General features: G+C 71.6%; 15 protein-coding genes and 1 pseudogene. 5 read left to right on the top strand and 11 right to left on the bottom strand.

The window, feature by feature from the left end:
• Nucleotides 1–115: 115 nt before the first annotated feature.
• Together MUK52_RS15200 and MUK52_RS15195 are read right to left on the bottom strand one after the other, a co-directional pair.
• Nucleotides 116–661 (bottom strand): DUF5994 family protein, encoded by a 546-nt coding sequence (locus MUK52_RS15200; RefSeq protein WP_284577037.1) that lies wholly within the window; start codon nucleotides 659–661, stop codon nucleotides 116–118.
• Between the two features lie 151 nt (nucleotides 662–812).
• Complete coding sequence (locus MUK52_RS15195; RefSeq protein WP_114053411.1) at nucleotides 813–1055, bottom strand: hypothetical protein; 243 nt, start codon at nucleotides 1053–1055, stop codon at nucleotides 813–815.
• Nucleotides 1056–1325: 270 nt separating this feature from the next.
• On the opposite strand from MUK52_RS15195, the gene MUK52_RS15190 reads away from it, so the two are divergent.
• Nucleotides 1326–1862 (top strand): DUF5994 family protein, encoded by a 537-nt coding sequence (locus MUK52_RS15190; RefSeq protein WP_246042246.1) that lies wholly within the window; start codon nucleotides 1326–1328, stop codon nucleotides 1860–1862.
• A 53-nt stretch (nucleotides 1863–1915) separates the two neighbouring features.
• Here MUK52_RS15190 and MUK52_RS15185 read toward each other — a convergent pair whose 3' ends face one another.
• The 4 genes from MUK52_RS15185 to MUK52_RS15170 form a co-directional block, all read right to left on the bottom strand.
• Nucleotides 1916–2227 (bottom strand): SCO5918 family protein, encoded by a 312-nt coding sequence (locus MUK52_RS15185; protein WP_114053412.1) that lies wholly within the window; start codon nucleotides 2225–2227, stop codon nucleotides 1916–1918.
• A 47-nt stretch (nucleotides 2228–2274) separates the two neighbouring features.
• Nucleotides 2275–2679 (bottom strand): CBS domain-containing protein, encoded by a 405-nt coding sequence (locus MUK52_RS15180; RefSeq protein WP_114058373.1) that lies wholly within the window; start codon nucleotides 2677–2679, stop codon nucleotides 2275–2277.
• Between the two features lie 61 nt (nucleotides 2680–2740).
• A complete protein-coding gene (locus tag MUK52_RS15175; protein WP_114053413.1) occupies nucleotides 2741–4132 on the bottom strand; it encodes a DEAD/DEAH box helicase in 1392 nt (463 codons plus the stop codon).
• A 195-nt stretch (nucleotides 4133–4327) separates the two neighbouring features.
• Nucleotides 4328–4531, bottom strand: coding sequence for a cold-shock protein (locus tag MUK52_RS15170; RefSeq protein WP_114053414.1), 204 nt, complete (start codon nucleotides 4529–4531; stop codon nucleotides 4328–4330).
• A gap of 477 nt (nucleotides 4532–5008) precedes the next feature.
• Between MUK52_RS15170 and MUK52_RS15165 the strand changes: the two genes are divergently transcribed.
• Nucleotides 5009–5902, top strand: coding sequence for a helix-turn-helix domain-containing protein (locus tag MUK52_RS15165; protein ID WP_246042248.1), 894 nt, complete (start codon nucleotides 5009–5011; stop codon nucleotides 5900–5902).
• Nucleotides 5903–6049: 147 nt separating this feature from the next.
• Here MUK52_RS15165 and MUK52_RS15160 read toward each other — a convergent pair whose 3' ends face one another.
• From MUK52_RS15160 to MUK52_RS15140, 5 genes and pseudogenes are all read right to left on the bottom strand, one after another.
• Entirely contained in the window at nucleotides 6050–6247 is a 198-nt protein-coding gene (locus MUK52_RS15160) for a hypothetical protein (RefSeq protein WP_114053416.1), read from the bottom strand.
• Between the two features lie 130 nt (nucleotides 6248–6377).
• Nucleotides 6378–7625: an HTTM domain-containing protein gene (locus tag MUK52_RS15155; RefSeq protein WP_114053417.1), complete on the bottom strand. Its 1248-nt coding sequence runs from the start codon at nucleotides 7623–7625 to the stop codon at nucleotides 6378–6380.
• A complete protein-coding gene (locus MUK52_RS15150) occupies nucleotides 7615–8355 on the bottom strand; it encodes a DUF5819 family protein (protein ID WP_114053418.1) in 741 nt (246 codons plus the stop codon). The genes MUK52_RS15155 and MUK52_RS15150 overlap by 11 nt, the downstream gene beginning before the upstream one ends.
• Before the next feature lie 114 nt (nucleotides 8356–8469).
• A pseudogene (locus MUK52_RS15145) lies at nucleotides 8470–9684 on the bottom strand (ice-binding family protein).
• A gap of 646 nt (nucleotides 9685–10330) precedes the next feature.
• A complete protein-coding gene (locus tag MUK52_RS15140; RefSeq protein ID WP_114053421.1) occupies nucleotides 10331–11269 on the bottom strand; it encodes an alpha/beta fold hydrolase in 939 nt (312 codons plus the stop codon).
• A 125-nt stretch (nucleotides 11270–11394) separates the two neighbouring features.
• On the opposite strand from MUK52_RS15140, the gene MUK52_RS15135 reads away from it, so the two are divergent.
• The 3 genes from MUK52_RS15135 (at nucleotide 11395) to MUK52_RS15125 (ending at nucleotide 13264) form a co-directional block, all read left to right on the top strand.
• Nucleotides 11395–12072 carry a TetR/AcrR family transcriptional regulator gene (locus MUK52_RS15135; protein ID WP_284577029.1) on the top strand — a complete coding sequence of 226 codons (678 nt, stop codon included), beginning with the start codon at nucleotides 11395–11397 and terminating at the stop codon, nucleotides 12070–12072.
• A gap of 237 nt (nucleotides 12073–12309) precedes the next feature.
• The gene (locus MUK52_RS15130; protein ID WP_114053423.1) at nucleotides 12310–12978 is read left to right on the top strand and encodes a DUF998 domain-containing protein; all 669 of its coding nucleotides are present in this window, start codon (nucleotides 12310–12312) and stop codon (nucleotides 12976–12978) included.
• A gap of 73 nt (nucleotides 12979–13051) precedes the next feature.
• Nucleotides 13052–13264 (top strand): DUF4287 domain-containing protein, encoded by a 213-nt coding sequence (locus tag MUK52_RS15125; RefSeq protein WP_114053424.1) that lies wholly within the window; start codon nucleotides 13052–13054, stop codon nucleotides 13262–13264.
• The last annotated feature ends 16 nt before the right edge of the window (nucleotides 13265–13280 follow it).

Genomic DNA, 13280 nt, shown 5'->3' with positions numbered 1-13280 from the left:
ACGAGAGAGCCGCACGGTGACGAACGCCCCGGTCTCCGACGAGGGCGCGTGGGCGCAGCAGCGGGGCACTTCTCCCGACCGGGGAGCGGCGGTACCGCCGCGGGGACGGCAGGCGTCACCTCCACGTGCTCCGCGGCACGTAGATCATGCGCGCCCCCACCACGGGGCGGGGCTGCGGGGAGGTGTCGCCCTCCGCCTGAGGGTCCCCCCCACCGGCCCGTGCCTCCCGCAGGCGGCGGCCGGTCGCGTCCTCGTCGGCCATGAGGGTGTCCGTGGTGCGGACATTGCCCGGGGCGGAGGCGGCGGCCATCAGGCGCGCGGCGGACGCGCGTTCGGTCTCGGGGGGAAGCACGAGCAGGTCGCAGCGGCCGAGGCTGTACGAGAGCAGGATCATCGTGTCGCGGGGCTGGCCGGTGAACCAGCCGATGTGCACGGCGTATCCGCCGACGGAGACCCTGTACGGGGCCGGCGGCCACGGCGCGGGGTTCGCGGTGATGCGCGTGACGCGTCCGAAGCGGTCCCGCAGCGCGTCCACCAGGGGCGGCAGCTCGGCGGCCAGATCGCGTGAGTACGGCCACCAGGCGCCGTCCAGCAGGCCGGCCATGGAGGTGTGCGGGGTGAGTGCCAGGCGCGCCTGGTGGGTGGGAGCGGTGGTGGCCATGAGACCGGGACCCGTCCCCGGGACGCCTGCGGGCGCCCCGGCCTAGTGATCGCCGGGAACGACATCCGCGTGAGGGCGGCTGTGCGAAGTACTCCCGGTACCTCCAACGTACTCCGCGCCGGAACCGGACGCGCCGAGCCCCGCGGGCCGGTCAGGGTTCCTCGGAGTGCGGGCCGGTGCCGCTCGGGGGTCTGCTGGTGGCCAGCCAGGACCGGGCCGGTTCGGCGGCGTGGTCGGTGTCGACGGTGAGGTGGAGGCGGGTGCCTCCGCCCGGGGCGGGATAGCTGCGCTGCTCGTCGCCGCCGAAGCACCGGCGCAGCACGTCGGCCACCCTGCGGGCGGCTTCCGGGGTGGCGGAGACGATCCGCACTTCGGCATGGCCCGGCGGCGGCATGGCCTCCGCGTCTGGCTCGTGGCGGTCCAACGCTGCACCGTCCTCTTCTCCCGAAGGAGGCCCGCCCGCGACGCCCGGAGCGGGCCGGACCGGCCTTGGTACCTCCACGGTACGTCCGGAGCGCGGTGCCGACCGGTTCCCCGGCGGGGAGCGGCGTGTCCGCGCGGCCCCGCGGAGTACGGTGAAGGAACGGGGCCGTCGCCCCGCCTGCCGGCCACCGCAGCCCGGGACCGGGCAGCCGCGGCACCACGCCGGACGGACGGACTGATCATGACCGACGCAGGTACTTCCCCGCACGACGGCGCCCCGCCGCCGCGCCTCCTGCCGGACGAGGTCCACGCGGCCGTGGCACCCGGCACCGCGCTGCTCCGGCTGGAGACGACGGGGGCGCGGCAGAGCCTCCTCGACGGTGCGTGGTGGCCCCGCTCGCGTGACGTCGAGCGGGAGCTCCCGCCGCTGATCACCGCTCTGACCGAGCACCTCGGGCCCCTCACCCGGGTCGGCCTGGACGCCTCCGCCTGGAACCGCATCCCGACCCGCCTGGTCGTCGACGACCGGGTCGTGCACCTCGACTCCTTCCCCGTCGGCGACGACACCGTCCTGATCACCCGCGGCGAAAACGACCACTTCTCCCTCATGGTCGTCCCGCCGGCCACCGAGCCCGAGGCCGCCCGTACGGCCATGGCCCGCGCCGTCCACGCCGACAACGTCATCGGGGCAGCCGACATCCTGCTGGCCGAACTCCACCGCCCGGCGGGCCCGCGGGGCGGCAGGGCCGCGGAGAACGACGAAGGCCCGGGTCTCTGACCGGAGCCCGGGCCCTCTTCGCTTCGCGTGCCGACGGAAGCCGACCGTGTCCGTCAGGTGTTCCGGCGGGCACCGAGCAGCGCGGATTCCTGCGGGAGCAGGCCGAGCAGGCCCGTCGCCCCGGCGGCCGGAGGGGCCGTGTGGCACGTGAACCCGAGCCGGGCCATGGCCCGGAGCACTTCGCCGGCGCTGAAGTCGCGGCGGTCCTGGCCGGTGATGATCTGGCCGACCTGCTTGACGGGGTAGGTGCGGCGGCCGATGGTCACCGATGCGCCGGTGACCGGCTCGGGCGCAATGCCCTTCATCGACTCAAGGACACCGCTCTTGGTCAGGTCGAACGGGAAACGTGCGATGACACAGCGCATGAGGCCTCACAGAAAGGAAGGGGAACGGTCGTGTCGCGCGGCGTGGTTCAGCGCGCAAGGTCGAGGACGCCGACGGCGCTGCCCTCTTCGTCGACGACGGGCAGGAGGTCGACACTGCGGTGGCGCATGGCCCGTTCGGCTTCGGCCATGGCGGTCAGGGGCGAGGTGAACGGCCCGCGGCCGCCCAGGACGTCGCGCAGTCGGGCCCGGTCGGTGTAGGCCGGGCTGTCGCGGATGGCGGTGAGCCGGGCCCGCGTGACCAGCCCGGTGCACAGGCCGTGCTCGTCGCTGACGAGCAGATGGCCGGCGCGGGCGCCGGCCATGACGGCCAGGGCCACTTCGACCGTCATGTCGTCGCAGACCTGCGGCCCTGTCGCCTCCATCGCGTCGCGCACCGTCCGGTGCGAGCGGTGCAAGCGGTTCGAGCCGGGGTTCGACACGGGGGGCTGCATCCGGGCCGGTGTCACAAGGTGCCTCCTGAAGAGATGTGCCGGTTTCCTGCTCATGCGGCTCTCAGGCCGCCGGGTCGAGCCCGGTCTGCCGCACCCTCGTGCGGCGGTCCGTCGGAGCAGGCCGGCGCCGCCTGCCGGGGTCGGACGTCCTGCGCCTCGCCCGTTCGGCGGCCGGCGGGGTGAGGACGACGGGGACGCCGGTGGGCGGCTGGGCGCCGGTGATGCGGTTGAGGGCTTCCTCGCCGGAGCGGACCCGGGTGGTCTGCGGGGTGATGCCGGCGGCCGCCATCAGGCGGGTCATGTCGCGGCGCTGGTCGGGGGTGACGAGGGTGACGACGCTGCCGGACTCCCCGGCGCGGGCGGTACGGCCGCCCCGGTGGAGGTAGTCCTTGGGGTCCGTCGGGGGGTCGACGTTGACGACGAGGTCGAGGTTGTCGACGTGGATGCCGCGCGCCGCCACGTCCGTCGCGACCAGCACGGTCACGTGGCCGGTCTTGAACTGGGCGAGGGTGCGGGTGCGCTGCGGCTGGGACTTGCCGCCGTGTAGGGAGGCGGCACGCACCCCGCTGTTCAGGAGGTCACTGGTCAGCCGGTCGACGGCGTGCTTGGTGTCCAGGAACATGATCACCCGGCCGTCGCGCGCCGCGATCTCCGTCGTCGTCCGGTGCTTGTCGGCGGCGTCGACGTGCAGCACGTGGTGCTCCATCGTCGTCACCGCACCGGCCGAGGGGTCCACCGAGTGCACGACGGGGTCGGTCAGGTAGCGCCGGACCAGCCGGTCGACGTTGCGGTCGAGGGTGGCGGAGAAGAGCATCCGCTGCCCGTCGGGCCGCACCTGGTCCAGGAGCGCGGTGACCTGCGGCATGAACCCCATGTCGGCCATCTGGTCGGCCTCGTCGAGGACGGTGGTGCCGACGTCGTCCAGGATGCAGGCGCCCCGGTCGAGGAGGTCCTTCAGCCGTCCGGGCGTGGCCACGACGACCTCCGCGCCTCCCCGCAGCGCCCCGGCCTGCCTGCCGATCGGCAGACCCCCGACGACTGTGGTCAGGCGCAGCTGCACGGCGCGGGCGTACGGGCCGAGGGAGTCGGTCACCTGCTGGGCCAGCTCGCGCGTGGGGACGAGGACGAGGGCGAGCGGTCGGCGCGGTTCGGCGCGCCGACCGGCGGTACGGGCCAGCAGGGCGAGGCCGTACGCCAGGGTCTTGCCGGAGCCGGTGCGGCCGCGGCCGAGCACGTCACGGCCGGCGAGGGTGTTGGGCAGCGTTGCGCCCTGGATGGGGAAGGGCACGGTCACCCCCTGGGCGCCGAGGGCGGCCAGCAGCGCGGCCGGCATGTCGAGCTCGGCGAAGGCGCGGACGGCGGGCAGCGCGGGCGTGAGGGTCTCCGGCAGGGCGAATTCGCCTCGGACGGCGCGCATGCGCCGGGGACGGTCGTTCGTGCGTGTGCGGTTCATTCAGAACCTTCCCTGATGCGGCACGTGTCAGGGAATTCCCGCGGTGGAGAACACGGCAGGGAATAACGAGAACGAGCCGAACGGAATGCGGATGCTGCTCTTTGTGCGCCCCTGGGGAGTGGGTGTGTGAAACGCGTGCAGCTGGGGCCCGCACCCCGAAGGATGCGGGCCCCAGCTGTGAAATGCGCGTCGGCGTCAGGCGGGAACGATGTTCTCGGCCGTCGGGCCCTTCTGGCCCTGCGCGATGTCGAAGGTGACCTTCTGGCCCTCCTGCAGCTCGCGGAAGCCCTGGGTGGCGATGTTCGAGTAGTGGGCGAAGACGTCGGCGCCGCCGCCGTCCTGCTCGATGAAGCCGAAGCCCTTTTCCGCGTTGAACCACTTCACGGTGCCAGCAGCCATGTTTTTCTCCTTTGGGGCAGTACGCAGGCGTCCGCACTGTGCGGATGCCGTGTCGCCGCGATGATGCCCTGCCGGAAATAACCGGAAATACGAAGCGCTTCAGTGCGGCACGGAGGCCGGGCGAAGCGCTTGAAATTCATGGGTACCAAAACTGCAACTGGGATCGACAGTAGCACGCCCGAGAGGTTTTTGTGCGCGGCTTATTTCGCTGCGCGCGGCGGGGGTAAAAACCCTCCCGGTGGCACCCGCCAAAATCTGCAGCGGCGAAAACAGAAAATTGAACCCCCGAGTGCGGCGTTTCGCGGGAGGTCCCGCGCTTGCACGGTGCGGCCCCGACCGCGGCTCCCGGCCGCAGGAGGGCGGGACTGCGCCCGGTGTGAATCGCCGTGTATGACGCGCGGCCAAGGCACGTCCGGCCGGCCCGGCCGTGGCAGTCTTCTCGCCAGGCAGGGTTCTCGGAGTGGAGGTACGTCCGCCGTGGGTGTCACTGGAAACCCCACCGTCAGCAGGCGCCGACTGGGCTCGGAGCTACGGCGGCTCCGGGAGATCAGCGGTATGACGACGCAACAGGTGGCGGCACGCCTGTTGATCTCCCAGCCCAAGATCAGCCTGCTGGAGAACGGCCGCCGCAACGTCAAGCCACGCGACGTGCGAGACCTCTGCGGGCTGTACGGAGTCCGGGACCAGCGGCGTGTGGACGATCTGATGCGGATGGCCAGGGAATCGGGCCGGCAGGGCTGGTGGCACGCCTACGACGACATCCGGTACGGCGCCTACATCGGTCTCGAGAGCGAAGCGGCCGCGGTCCGCTGCTACGAGGCCCAGGTGGTCCCCGGCCTGCTGCAGACTTCCGCCTATGCGCGGTCCGTCATCGCAGGAACGATCCCTCAAGCCACTGCCGAACAGGCCGCCAGACGGCTCGAGGTGCGGATGCGGCGCCAGGACCGCCTGCGCACCACGGGCACTCCGCTGCGCTTGTGGGCTGTGATGGACGCATCGGTGCTCTGGCGCGTCGTGGGCAGCCGCGAGGTCATGCGCGCACAGCTGGAACACCTGATCCGCATCAGCGCCCAGCCGCACATCACCCTGCAGGTTCTCCCCCACGACGCCGGTGCGCACCCGGGTGTCGCGGGACAGTTCACGCTGCTCGATTTCGCTGAGGCCACCGACGGCAGCGTGGTGTATCTGGAGAGGTTCACCAGCGACCTCTACCTGGAGAAGCGATCCGACGTGCGGCGCTACAGCGACATGTACGCGCACGTGCAGGCCCGGGCACTGAGCCCGGACGGCACCCGGAGATTCGTCGAGGACGTCATCAAGGTGTACGCCGGCCCGGAACCGTCACCGGACGACCACTCGCGCAGCCGCTGAGCCCCGCCGGCGGACGGCCGGTGCCGTTGAGCGGGCTCCATCCCCTGCCTGCCAGGGGCAGGCCCTGGAGGGTGGTCCGTGACGGGGCCCGGCCGGGTCGCTCCGGACCGGCGGCCGGGCCCTGCGGGTGTGCGAGGGGCGTTCCGGTCAGAGGTTCTCGTCGTGCAGGTCTTCTTCGCGCAACAGGTCGTCCTCGCGGCGGTGGGAGGTCTCCGCTTGGTCCTGCTTCCGGCCCTGCGCGCGCGATGACTTGCCCGGCCGGGGGTGAGCGGGGTCTCCGGAGCGGTGGTGCTGCTGCGCCTCGCTGCCCTTGCCCGGCTGGGGCTTGTCCTGCGTACCGCCCATGACGGCGACTCCTCTTGATGAGTGGGGTACGGATGCCTCACCGACGACGCTGACACGCACCGCCGCACTCTGCACCCTCTCGCCGCCGAAGCGAGGCACGCAGGTGACGCCCGTCCCCGATGTGGCGGCGTCAGAGGGCGGGTCGGCCGATCGGTGCCGAGGACGGGTCGGACGCGAGCCCGGTGGCCGGCGTGGTGTCCTTCGGCGCAGGGGCGGCTCGGCGCCCGGTGCCGGGTACGCGGGTCCTGCCCTGCGGCGGTACGGTTCCTGACCCCGCCGCCCGGCCGGGTGCCGGCCGCCGCATCCCCGTGCGCCGGGCCGCGCGCCGCCACAGGTGAGGCAGGAAGGCGTAGAAGCGGTCGGGAAGGAAGACGGCGTCCGCGACGATCATCGCGCCGGAGAAGAGGGGCAGCCCCAGGAGCACCGCGATGCCGAGGTGCATGCCCAGCAGCACGGTCAGTACCGGGTACTTGAGTCGGCCGAAGAGCACGAACGGGAAGGCCACCTGCAGGAGCACCGTCACGTGGCCGGCGATCGCGATCACCATCGGGTACTCGTCCACGAGGTGGGAGAGCGCGGGCCAGGGCTGGAAGAGCTCGAGGTTCAGCGCGTAGTGGAGGGCGGTGCCGCCGCCCCAGGTGGAGCCCTGGATCTTGTACAGGCCGGACGATCCGTAGAGGAAGCAGACCTGTGCCGCGATGACGAGCATCCCGCAGTTGTGCACCGCCGTGGTCAAGGTGGTGCGGGCGGCCCGGAGCTGCTCTGCGTGAAAGCGCCTCACCGGCTCCGGTGCCTGGTCCGCACGAGCCGCCCTGAGCCGCTCTCGGCGTGCGTCCAGGGACCAGCGCCGACCGCACGCGGTGAGGACGAGGTAGAGGGCCATCAGCAGGACCAGGTTGTCGCCTCCGTCCGTCATGAAGATCGACCTGGCGTGGAAGGAGGTCACCACGACGGCGAAGAGGATGGACATGGCGCGGGTCCGCCAGCCCAGCATGAACAGCGCGGAGGTGAGGAGGGCCGCCGCGTAGCAGAGTTCGAAGTAGGCGCGGCTGTCGGACAGGATCAGGATGCTGTTCCAGCCCGTCTGGTCGAAGAGCTGGTGTGCCAGCGCGGGCGTCCAAGGGGAGCCGGGGCCCCAGATCTCGTCGCGGTGCGGGAACTCGCGCAGCAGGAAGACCAGGTAGAGCAGCCCGTAGCCGATGCGCAGGACCGACGCGGCGTAGAGGGAGATCGGCCGGTCGGTGAGAAGCGCCCACAGGGCGCCGATCCGGTCGAGCAGGCGGCGGCGGGCCGCGAGGGCGATCGAAGTCTCCTGGCCCGGCGGGTGGTGCGGCCCGGCTGCCGTGGAAGGGTGCTGGGGGGCCTGTTCATTTCCCATGGGGGGTCACCTTCCACCAGGGCAGGAGCCGGTCCTCGGTGGGTGCCGGCGGGCGGTTCCCGGCCGGTGCGCCGGGCGCGGCAACGGGCAGTGTGACGACCCGGAGCTGAATGAAGCCGAAGGCGCGGCCGCCGTGGTGGGCGGCGAAGCGGTCCGCGGCGATGTTGCGCAGGTACGTCTGCAGCATCACGGCGCGTTCCGAGCGCGCCGTGTCACTTCCGCCGTGGGTCTCGACGTAGGAGGTCCAGGCGCGGCGCAGCAGGTTCTGGGACGTGTGGCTCGGAAACGGATTGTGGTCGACTGCGGAATGGTCCACCGCAGCCAGGTCGAACCAGGGGGTCACCTGCACCGATCCTGTGGAGTCGGTGTGTGCGGTTCTCGCCAGGATCTTTCGGTTGAAGGAGTCGGGGTCCGGGGCGAAGAGCCGCCAGTTCTGTTCGAAGAGCGGGAACACCCATCCATTCACCTGGGAGCTGTACCGCTTCGACACGGGGCTGGCGGGGGCCACGTGGAGGAACACCAGGGCGATATGGACCAGGGCCGTCACCAGGCAGAGGGCCACGGCGGTGTGCAGCCCCGCTTTCAGTGCACGAACGCCCATGGGGGACCCGCCCGGTCTGACCGCTTCGCCAGGGCGCTGCACGGGGACCGGACCGGAATCGGACTGAGGGAGTTCCTTCACGTCCGCAGATTCAATCCCGCTCGACACCGCCCACCCGGTCCTTCTCATGTCTGTTGATCGCCTGAGGTACCTGCGCGACTCTCACCGGCGGCGCGCGGCGGACTCGATGAGCATCCCGCCGCGCGCCGCCCTTCGGTGATCGGGTTTCGTGCAGGCTGCTGCCTAGCCCTCGATGCCCGCGGGCTTGTTGCCGTAGCCGTAGTGGTCGTCCGGCTTCCCCGTGCCGTCGCGGCCGTGGTCATGGCCCGGCTTGCCGGGTGCCTCCTCGTGCCCGTGGTCGTGGCCTGGCTTGCCGGGTGCCTCCTCGTGCCCGTCGCCCGGGCCGCCGTGCTCCGGCCCGTGGTGTTCCAGGCCGCTGTGGTCCCGGCCCGGCCCGCCGTGGTCCGGTGCGCCGGGCTTGCCGCCCTGCCCGCCGGTGACGTTTCCGCCGGTGGTGTTCCCCCCGATGGTGTTCCCACCGACCGTGTTCCCGGCCGTGTTGCCCGCGGTGTTCCCGGAGGTGTTGCCGGCGATGTTCCCCGAGGTGCCGCCGGACACGAGGTCGACGATCGGGCCGCCCAGGAGGCCGCCACCGATCAGACCCACGGTCGTGCCGGTCGTCGTGCCGGCCGTCGGCGTGCCGGTGGTCGTGCCGGTGGTCGTTCCGGTGGTCGTTCCGGTGGTCGTGCCGGTGGTCGTTCCGGTGGTGGTTCCGGTGGTGGTCCCGGTTGTCGTGCCGCCGGTGGCGCAGCCGCCGAGGAAGATCCTGTTGTTGTTGAGGGTCACCTCGCCCTCACGGGCCAGCGCCCGGCCCTCGATGTTCGCCCCCTGATTCACGAAGATGGAGGTCAGAGCCATGATGGTGCCGACGAACGTGGAGGTGGTGCCGATGGTCGCCGAACTCCCGATCTGCCAGAACACGTTGCACGGCGAAGCGCCGTTCGTGAGGAGGATCCGGCTGCTGGACGCCGTGGTCAGGGCTTCGGGAACCTGGAAGACCCAGACCGAGTTGGGGTTGCCCCCGGCGTTCAGGATCAGGTCGCCGGTGAGTCAGACACCGGATGTGGCCCTGTGGACGCCGGGAAGCAGTTCCTGGCCCCCGCCGATCCCGGCCGCGAGCGCGAAGTCCGGTGCCTGTCCGGCCGCCTGGTTGTACGCCACGATCAGATCGCTCTTGGCCTGAGCGGCCGCGGCGTCCGCAGCGTGCACCGCGCCGAGCACCAGTCCGGGCGGGAACCCGGTGATGGCCGGGTTCGGGTGCGTCCCAAGGTCGTGGTCGAGTACCGAGGGACCGGTGTTCGTGACTCCCTGACCTGCCAGGACGGAGTAGCTGGCGGTGGTGCCCAGCGGCACGGGTGTCGCGATGGCGATTGCCTGTGTCGGCAATCCGGCGACCATTACAGCGGCAATCGTGACGGCGACGGCCGAGGACAGCCAGCCGGAAAGAGTGCGGCGCCGGGCCGCCTGGATTTTCAGCTTCATCAAGAGGCCATTTCCTGTGGGGGGCGTGGCGTACCGGGCCCTACCGTTCGCCCGGGAAGCCCTGGTGTGTCGCTCGCCGCATATTACGCAGGAAATTTCGCGCAGCTACAACAGATGAGGGGTGGGGAGGGGGGTTAATACAAACACATACATGACTGAAATCGTGCCGAAAATAACCGGACTCGCATTGTTGATCATCCGACAATGCCGCCGAATAGGCAGAGCGCGATTAACTCGTAGGAGGGTGCATCGCACACCTGCCCCAGCACATCCGGTGGCCCGTCGCGGACATGTGCCGCCGGTCAGGTGATCTCGCGGATCCGCGGGCGCGGGCGTGGCGGCCGGTTCGCCGCCATGTTCCCCGCTCCGGCGGCGCTGTTGGTCTGCTTCTGCCGCTGCGGCCCGATGCGCCCGGACGGGCAGGCGGCCCTGCGCGGGGCCTCGGCCGCCGGGCGGCACCGGGCCGAGGCCCGCGCGGACTCCGTGTGTCCGCCGGCGTCCCAACTCCCGCCGACGCCCCGGCCCGAGGTCCGCTGCGGCTCGCGGCGCATGTGCGCGAGCCCTATGCCTCGACCGCGGCGGGGCGGGGGGAGTCGACGTCGTCCATGAAGGACAGCATCCGGGCGTTGACCACGTCGGGGTGGTCGATCTGCGGGCCGTGCCCCGTCGCGGTGATGATCTCGGCGCGGGCTCCGGGGACGAGGCGCGGTACGCGTTCCAGCTGCCGCCTGGGGTGAACGAGCAGGCTGTGCTTGCCCATGATGACGTAGAGCGGGGTCCGGATGGACCGCAGCGCGTCCTCGTCCAGCGGCAGCGGCGCGGGGCGGCGGATCCGGTACGCGCGGGCGCCGAGCTGGATCCACTTGCGCATCTCGGGGACGGCGATGACCGGCTGGTCCAGCCACTTGGCGAGCCGGGGACGCAGCGCCTTCGGGGCGAAGGTGGCGAACAGGCTCACGAAGACCCAGGCGAAGAAGCGCAGACCGACCTTCTCCAGGCCGCCGGGGTCGAGGGCGGTGACCGAGGCGAGCCGTCCGGACCGCCGGTGGGCCTGGTTGAGCACCAGCCAGCCGCCGTAGGAGGAGCCGACGAGGTGGACCCGGTCGAGGCCGAGCGCGTCGAGGGCCTCGTCCATCCACTGGGCGGCACGCTCCGGCTGCCACATGGGCTCGCGGTGGACGCTGCGGCCTGCATCGCCGGGCGTGTCGAGAGCGTAGACAGGGCGGTCGAGGCTGAGCCCAGGGGTGTTGGGGTACCACATCGCCGAGCTGTAGCCGGCGCCGTGGATCAGGACGATCGGGGTCCGGGACTCGGCGGCGGGGTCCGAGGGCCCGTACCGGTAGACGTGGGTGGTGCCGAAGCTGGTCTCCACGTCCGTCTCGGAGCGGGCGGGCGCCCCCATCGCGTAGAGGGCGTCGGCGGCGGCGAAGTAGCGGTCGCGCAAGGCGTCGTTGACGTAGCGGCCGACATCTCGGCGTACGCGGGCTTTGTTCTCGGGCACGGCGGCACCTCCGGTGAAGTCCCCTGGTTGTGGTACGACCGTACCATCAAAATGGTACGCCGGTATCATGAAAGGCCCGGGCAGGAGAGCACGGCCCCACCGACGACGGGCGGAGACACGGAACCATGCCGAAGCGGGTGGACCACGAGGAGCGGCGCGCCCAGATTGCCGAGGCGCTCATCCGGGTCGCAGGGCGGCGGGGGCTGCATGCCGTCGGCATGCGCGACGTGGCCGCAGAGGCCGGTGTGTCGCTCCGGCTCGTGCAGTACTACTTCGAGACCAAGGAGAAGCTGCTCTTCTACGGCCTCCGGCACCTGACCGACCGCTTCACTGCAAGGGTGGGGGCGCGCCTGGCTGCTGCCGGCCCGAACCCGGGCGCGCGCGCCACCGTGGAGGCGCTGCTCCTGGCCTCGCTGCCCACCGACGAGGAGAGCCGGACGTTCCACCTGCTGTACAGCTCCTACGCCATCCTGTCCGTCACCGACGGGGCGCTGGCTGCGCAGCCGTTCATCGACAAGCCCGACGCTGCGGAGAACGCCCTGGCCGGGCTCCTTGAGCAGGCGCAGGCGGCCGGCCTGGCAGACCCGGACGCCGACGCGCGCACGGAGGCGATCAGCCTGCTCGCGATGGCGGCGGCCATGGGTACCAGCATCCTCGTGGGCCAGCGCAGCCCGGAGTCGGCGATTGCGGTGCTCCGCCACCACTTGGACCGGATCTTCAGGACTGCTTCCGCCGCGGAGCGGATGCCGGAAGCCGAACCCGCGCCCCGGGCTTGGGGATCACCCGGCGCGAGGTCTGTGTAAAGGGAGTTCGACCTGCGCGCGAGCCGGTTCGAGGCCGGCGTCCCGTCGTTCCCTCGCACCATGGTGTCCGCCTGCAAGCGCCGCTGCCGGCACGTGCGGCACCCCCTTCCCGGTGGCGCGTGCGCAGAGGGAGCCGCCCCGGGGTGCATGTGATCCAGTGCACACCGCCGGGAGCGATGACTTCGCCTCCTGCCGCCGGTCATACAAGCGAAACCACCGAGGGAAGGAAGGCCCGCCATGCCTCACACGCTGACCGCCCCGCGCGACACCGTCTCCCACGCGCCCGCCCCGCGCCCCGCGGCACGATGGACGGCGAGCGGCGGCGTGGTGGCAGGTCCGCTGTTCCTGGCGGCCGGGCTCGCCCAGGGCATGGTGCGGGACGGCTTCGACTTCACCCGGAACGCGATCAGCCAGCTCGCCCTCGGTGACTCCGGATGGATCCAGACGGCGAACTTCCTGCTCGCCGGCGCGCTGCTGCTCGCCGGTGCGACGGGCATGCGGTGGGTGCTGCGCGGTATGCCGGGCGGGACCTGGGGCCCGGTCCTGGTCGGCGTGTTCGCCCTGTCCTTCTGGACCGCCGCGGTGTTTCCGGCCGACGCCGGGGCAGGCTTCCCCGCCGGCTCGCCCGAGGCGACCGTGATGAGCGTGCACGGTGCCGTCCACATGGCTGGCGGGCTGGCCGGGTACCTCGCCCTGTGCGCGGCGTTCGTCGTCCTGGCCCGTCCGCTCGCCGCGCGCGGCCTGCGGGGATGGGCCGTCGCCACCCGCCTCGTACCGGTGGCCGTCCTCGCCGGCTTCATGGCCTCGGCCGTCTCCGTCCTGGCTTTCACCGCCGGTGCGGGACTGGGCCTGCTGTGGCTGACCGCGGTGACGGCCCGGCTGGCCGCAGCTCCGGGCACCCCCTGACGGACCGCGTCTCCCACAGGCACCATCGACACCAACCAGCCCATTCCGCTGTGACATACAGAAGGGGATACCCGTGACCGCCGCTGTGAAGGGCCCTGCCGCCTACTTCCCGTCCATCGAGAAGAAGTACGGCCGTCCGATCGCCGAGTGGAAGGACCTCATCCGCTCTTCCCCGCTGACCAGGCACATGGAGCTCGTGAACTGGCTCAAGTCCGAGCACGGCCTGGGCCACGGCCACGCCAACGCTCTCGTCGCCCACACTCTCGCCGAGAACAGCGGTCGGTGAACCCCGTGGCGGCCCG

This window comes from Streptomyces sp. 2P-4, assembly GCF_030167965.1.
GTDB lineage: Bacteria > Actinomycetota > Actinomycetes > Streptomycetales > Streptomycetaceae > Streptomyces > Streptomyces globosus_A.
Note: the sequence above shows the minus strand (reverse complement) of the source record. Positions and strands in the feature narration are given on the sequence as shown.

What these genes read in the sequence shown, in the direction of transcription:
- MUK52_RS15155 (WP_114053417.1), bottom strand. Translation starts at nt 7,625, where the DNA reads ATGGGAAATGAACAGGCCCCCCAGCACCCTTCCACGGCAGCCGGGCCG.
- MUK52_RS15160 (WP_114053416.1), bottom strand. Translation starts at nt 6,247, where the DNA reads ATGGGCGGTACGCAGGACAAGCCCCAGCCGGGCAAGGGCAGCGAGGCG.
- MUK52_RS15130 (WP_114053423.1), top strand. Translation starts at nt 12,310, where the DNA reads ATGCCTCACACGCTGACCGCCCCGCGCGACACCGTCTCCCACGCGCCC.
- MUK52_RS15195 (WP_114053411.1), bottom strand. Translation starts at nt 1,055, where the DNA reads ATGCCGCCGCCGGGCCATGCCGAAGTGCGGATCGTCTCCGCCACCCCG.
- MUK52_RS15180 (WP_114058373.1), bottom strand. Translation starts at nt 2,679, where the DNA reads ATGCAGCCCCCCGTGTCGAACCCCGGCTCGAACCGCTTGCACCGCTCG.
- MUK52_RS15150 (WP_114053418.1), bottom strand. Translation starts at nt 8,355, where the DNA reads ATGAGAAGGACCGGGTGGGCGGTGTCGAGCGGGATTGAATCTGCGGAC.
- MUK52_RS15175 (WP_114053413.1), bottom strand. Translation starts at nt 4,132, where the DNA reads ATGAACCGCACACGCACGAACGACCGTCCCCGGCGCATGCGCGCCGTC.
- MUK52_RS15185 (WP_114053412.1), bottom strand. Translation starts at nt 2,227, where the DNA reads ATGCGCTGTGTCATCGCACGTTTCCCGTTCGACCTGACCAAGAGCGGT.
- MUK52_RS15200 (WP_284577037.1), bottom strand. Translation starts at nt 661, where the DNA reads ATGGCCACCACCGCTCCCACCCACCAGGCGCGCCTGGCACTCACCCCG.
- MUK52_RS15135 (WP_284577029.1), top strand. Translation starts at nt 11,395, where the DNA reads ATGCCGAAGCGGGTGGACCACGAGGAGCGGCGCGCCCAGATTGCCGAG.
- MUK52_RS15190 (WP_246042246.1), top strand. Translation starts at nt 1,326, where the DNA reads ATGACCGACGCAGGTACTTCCCCGCACGACGGCGCCCCGCCGCCGCGC.
- MUK52_RS15170 (WP_114053414.1), bottom strand. Translation starts at nt 4,531, where the DNA reads ATGGCTGCTGGCACCGTGAAGTGGTTCAACGCGGAAAAGGGCTTCGGC.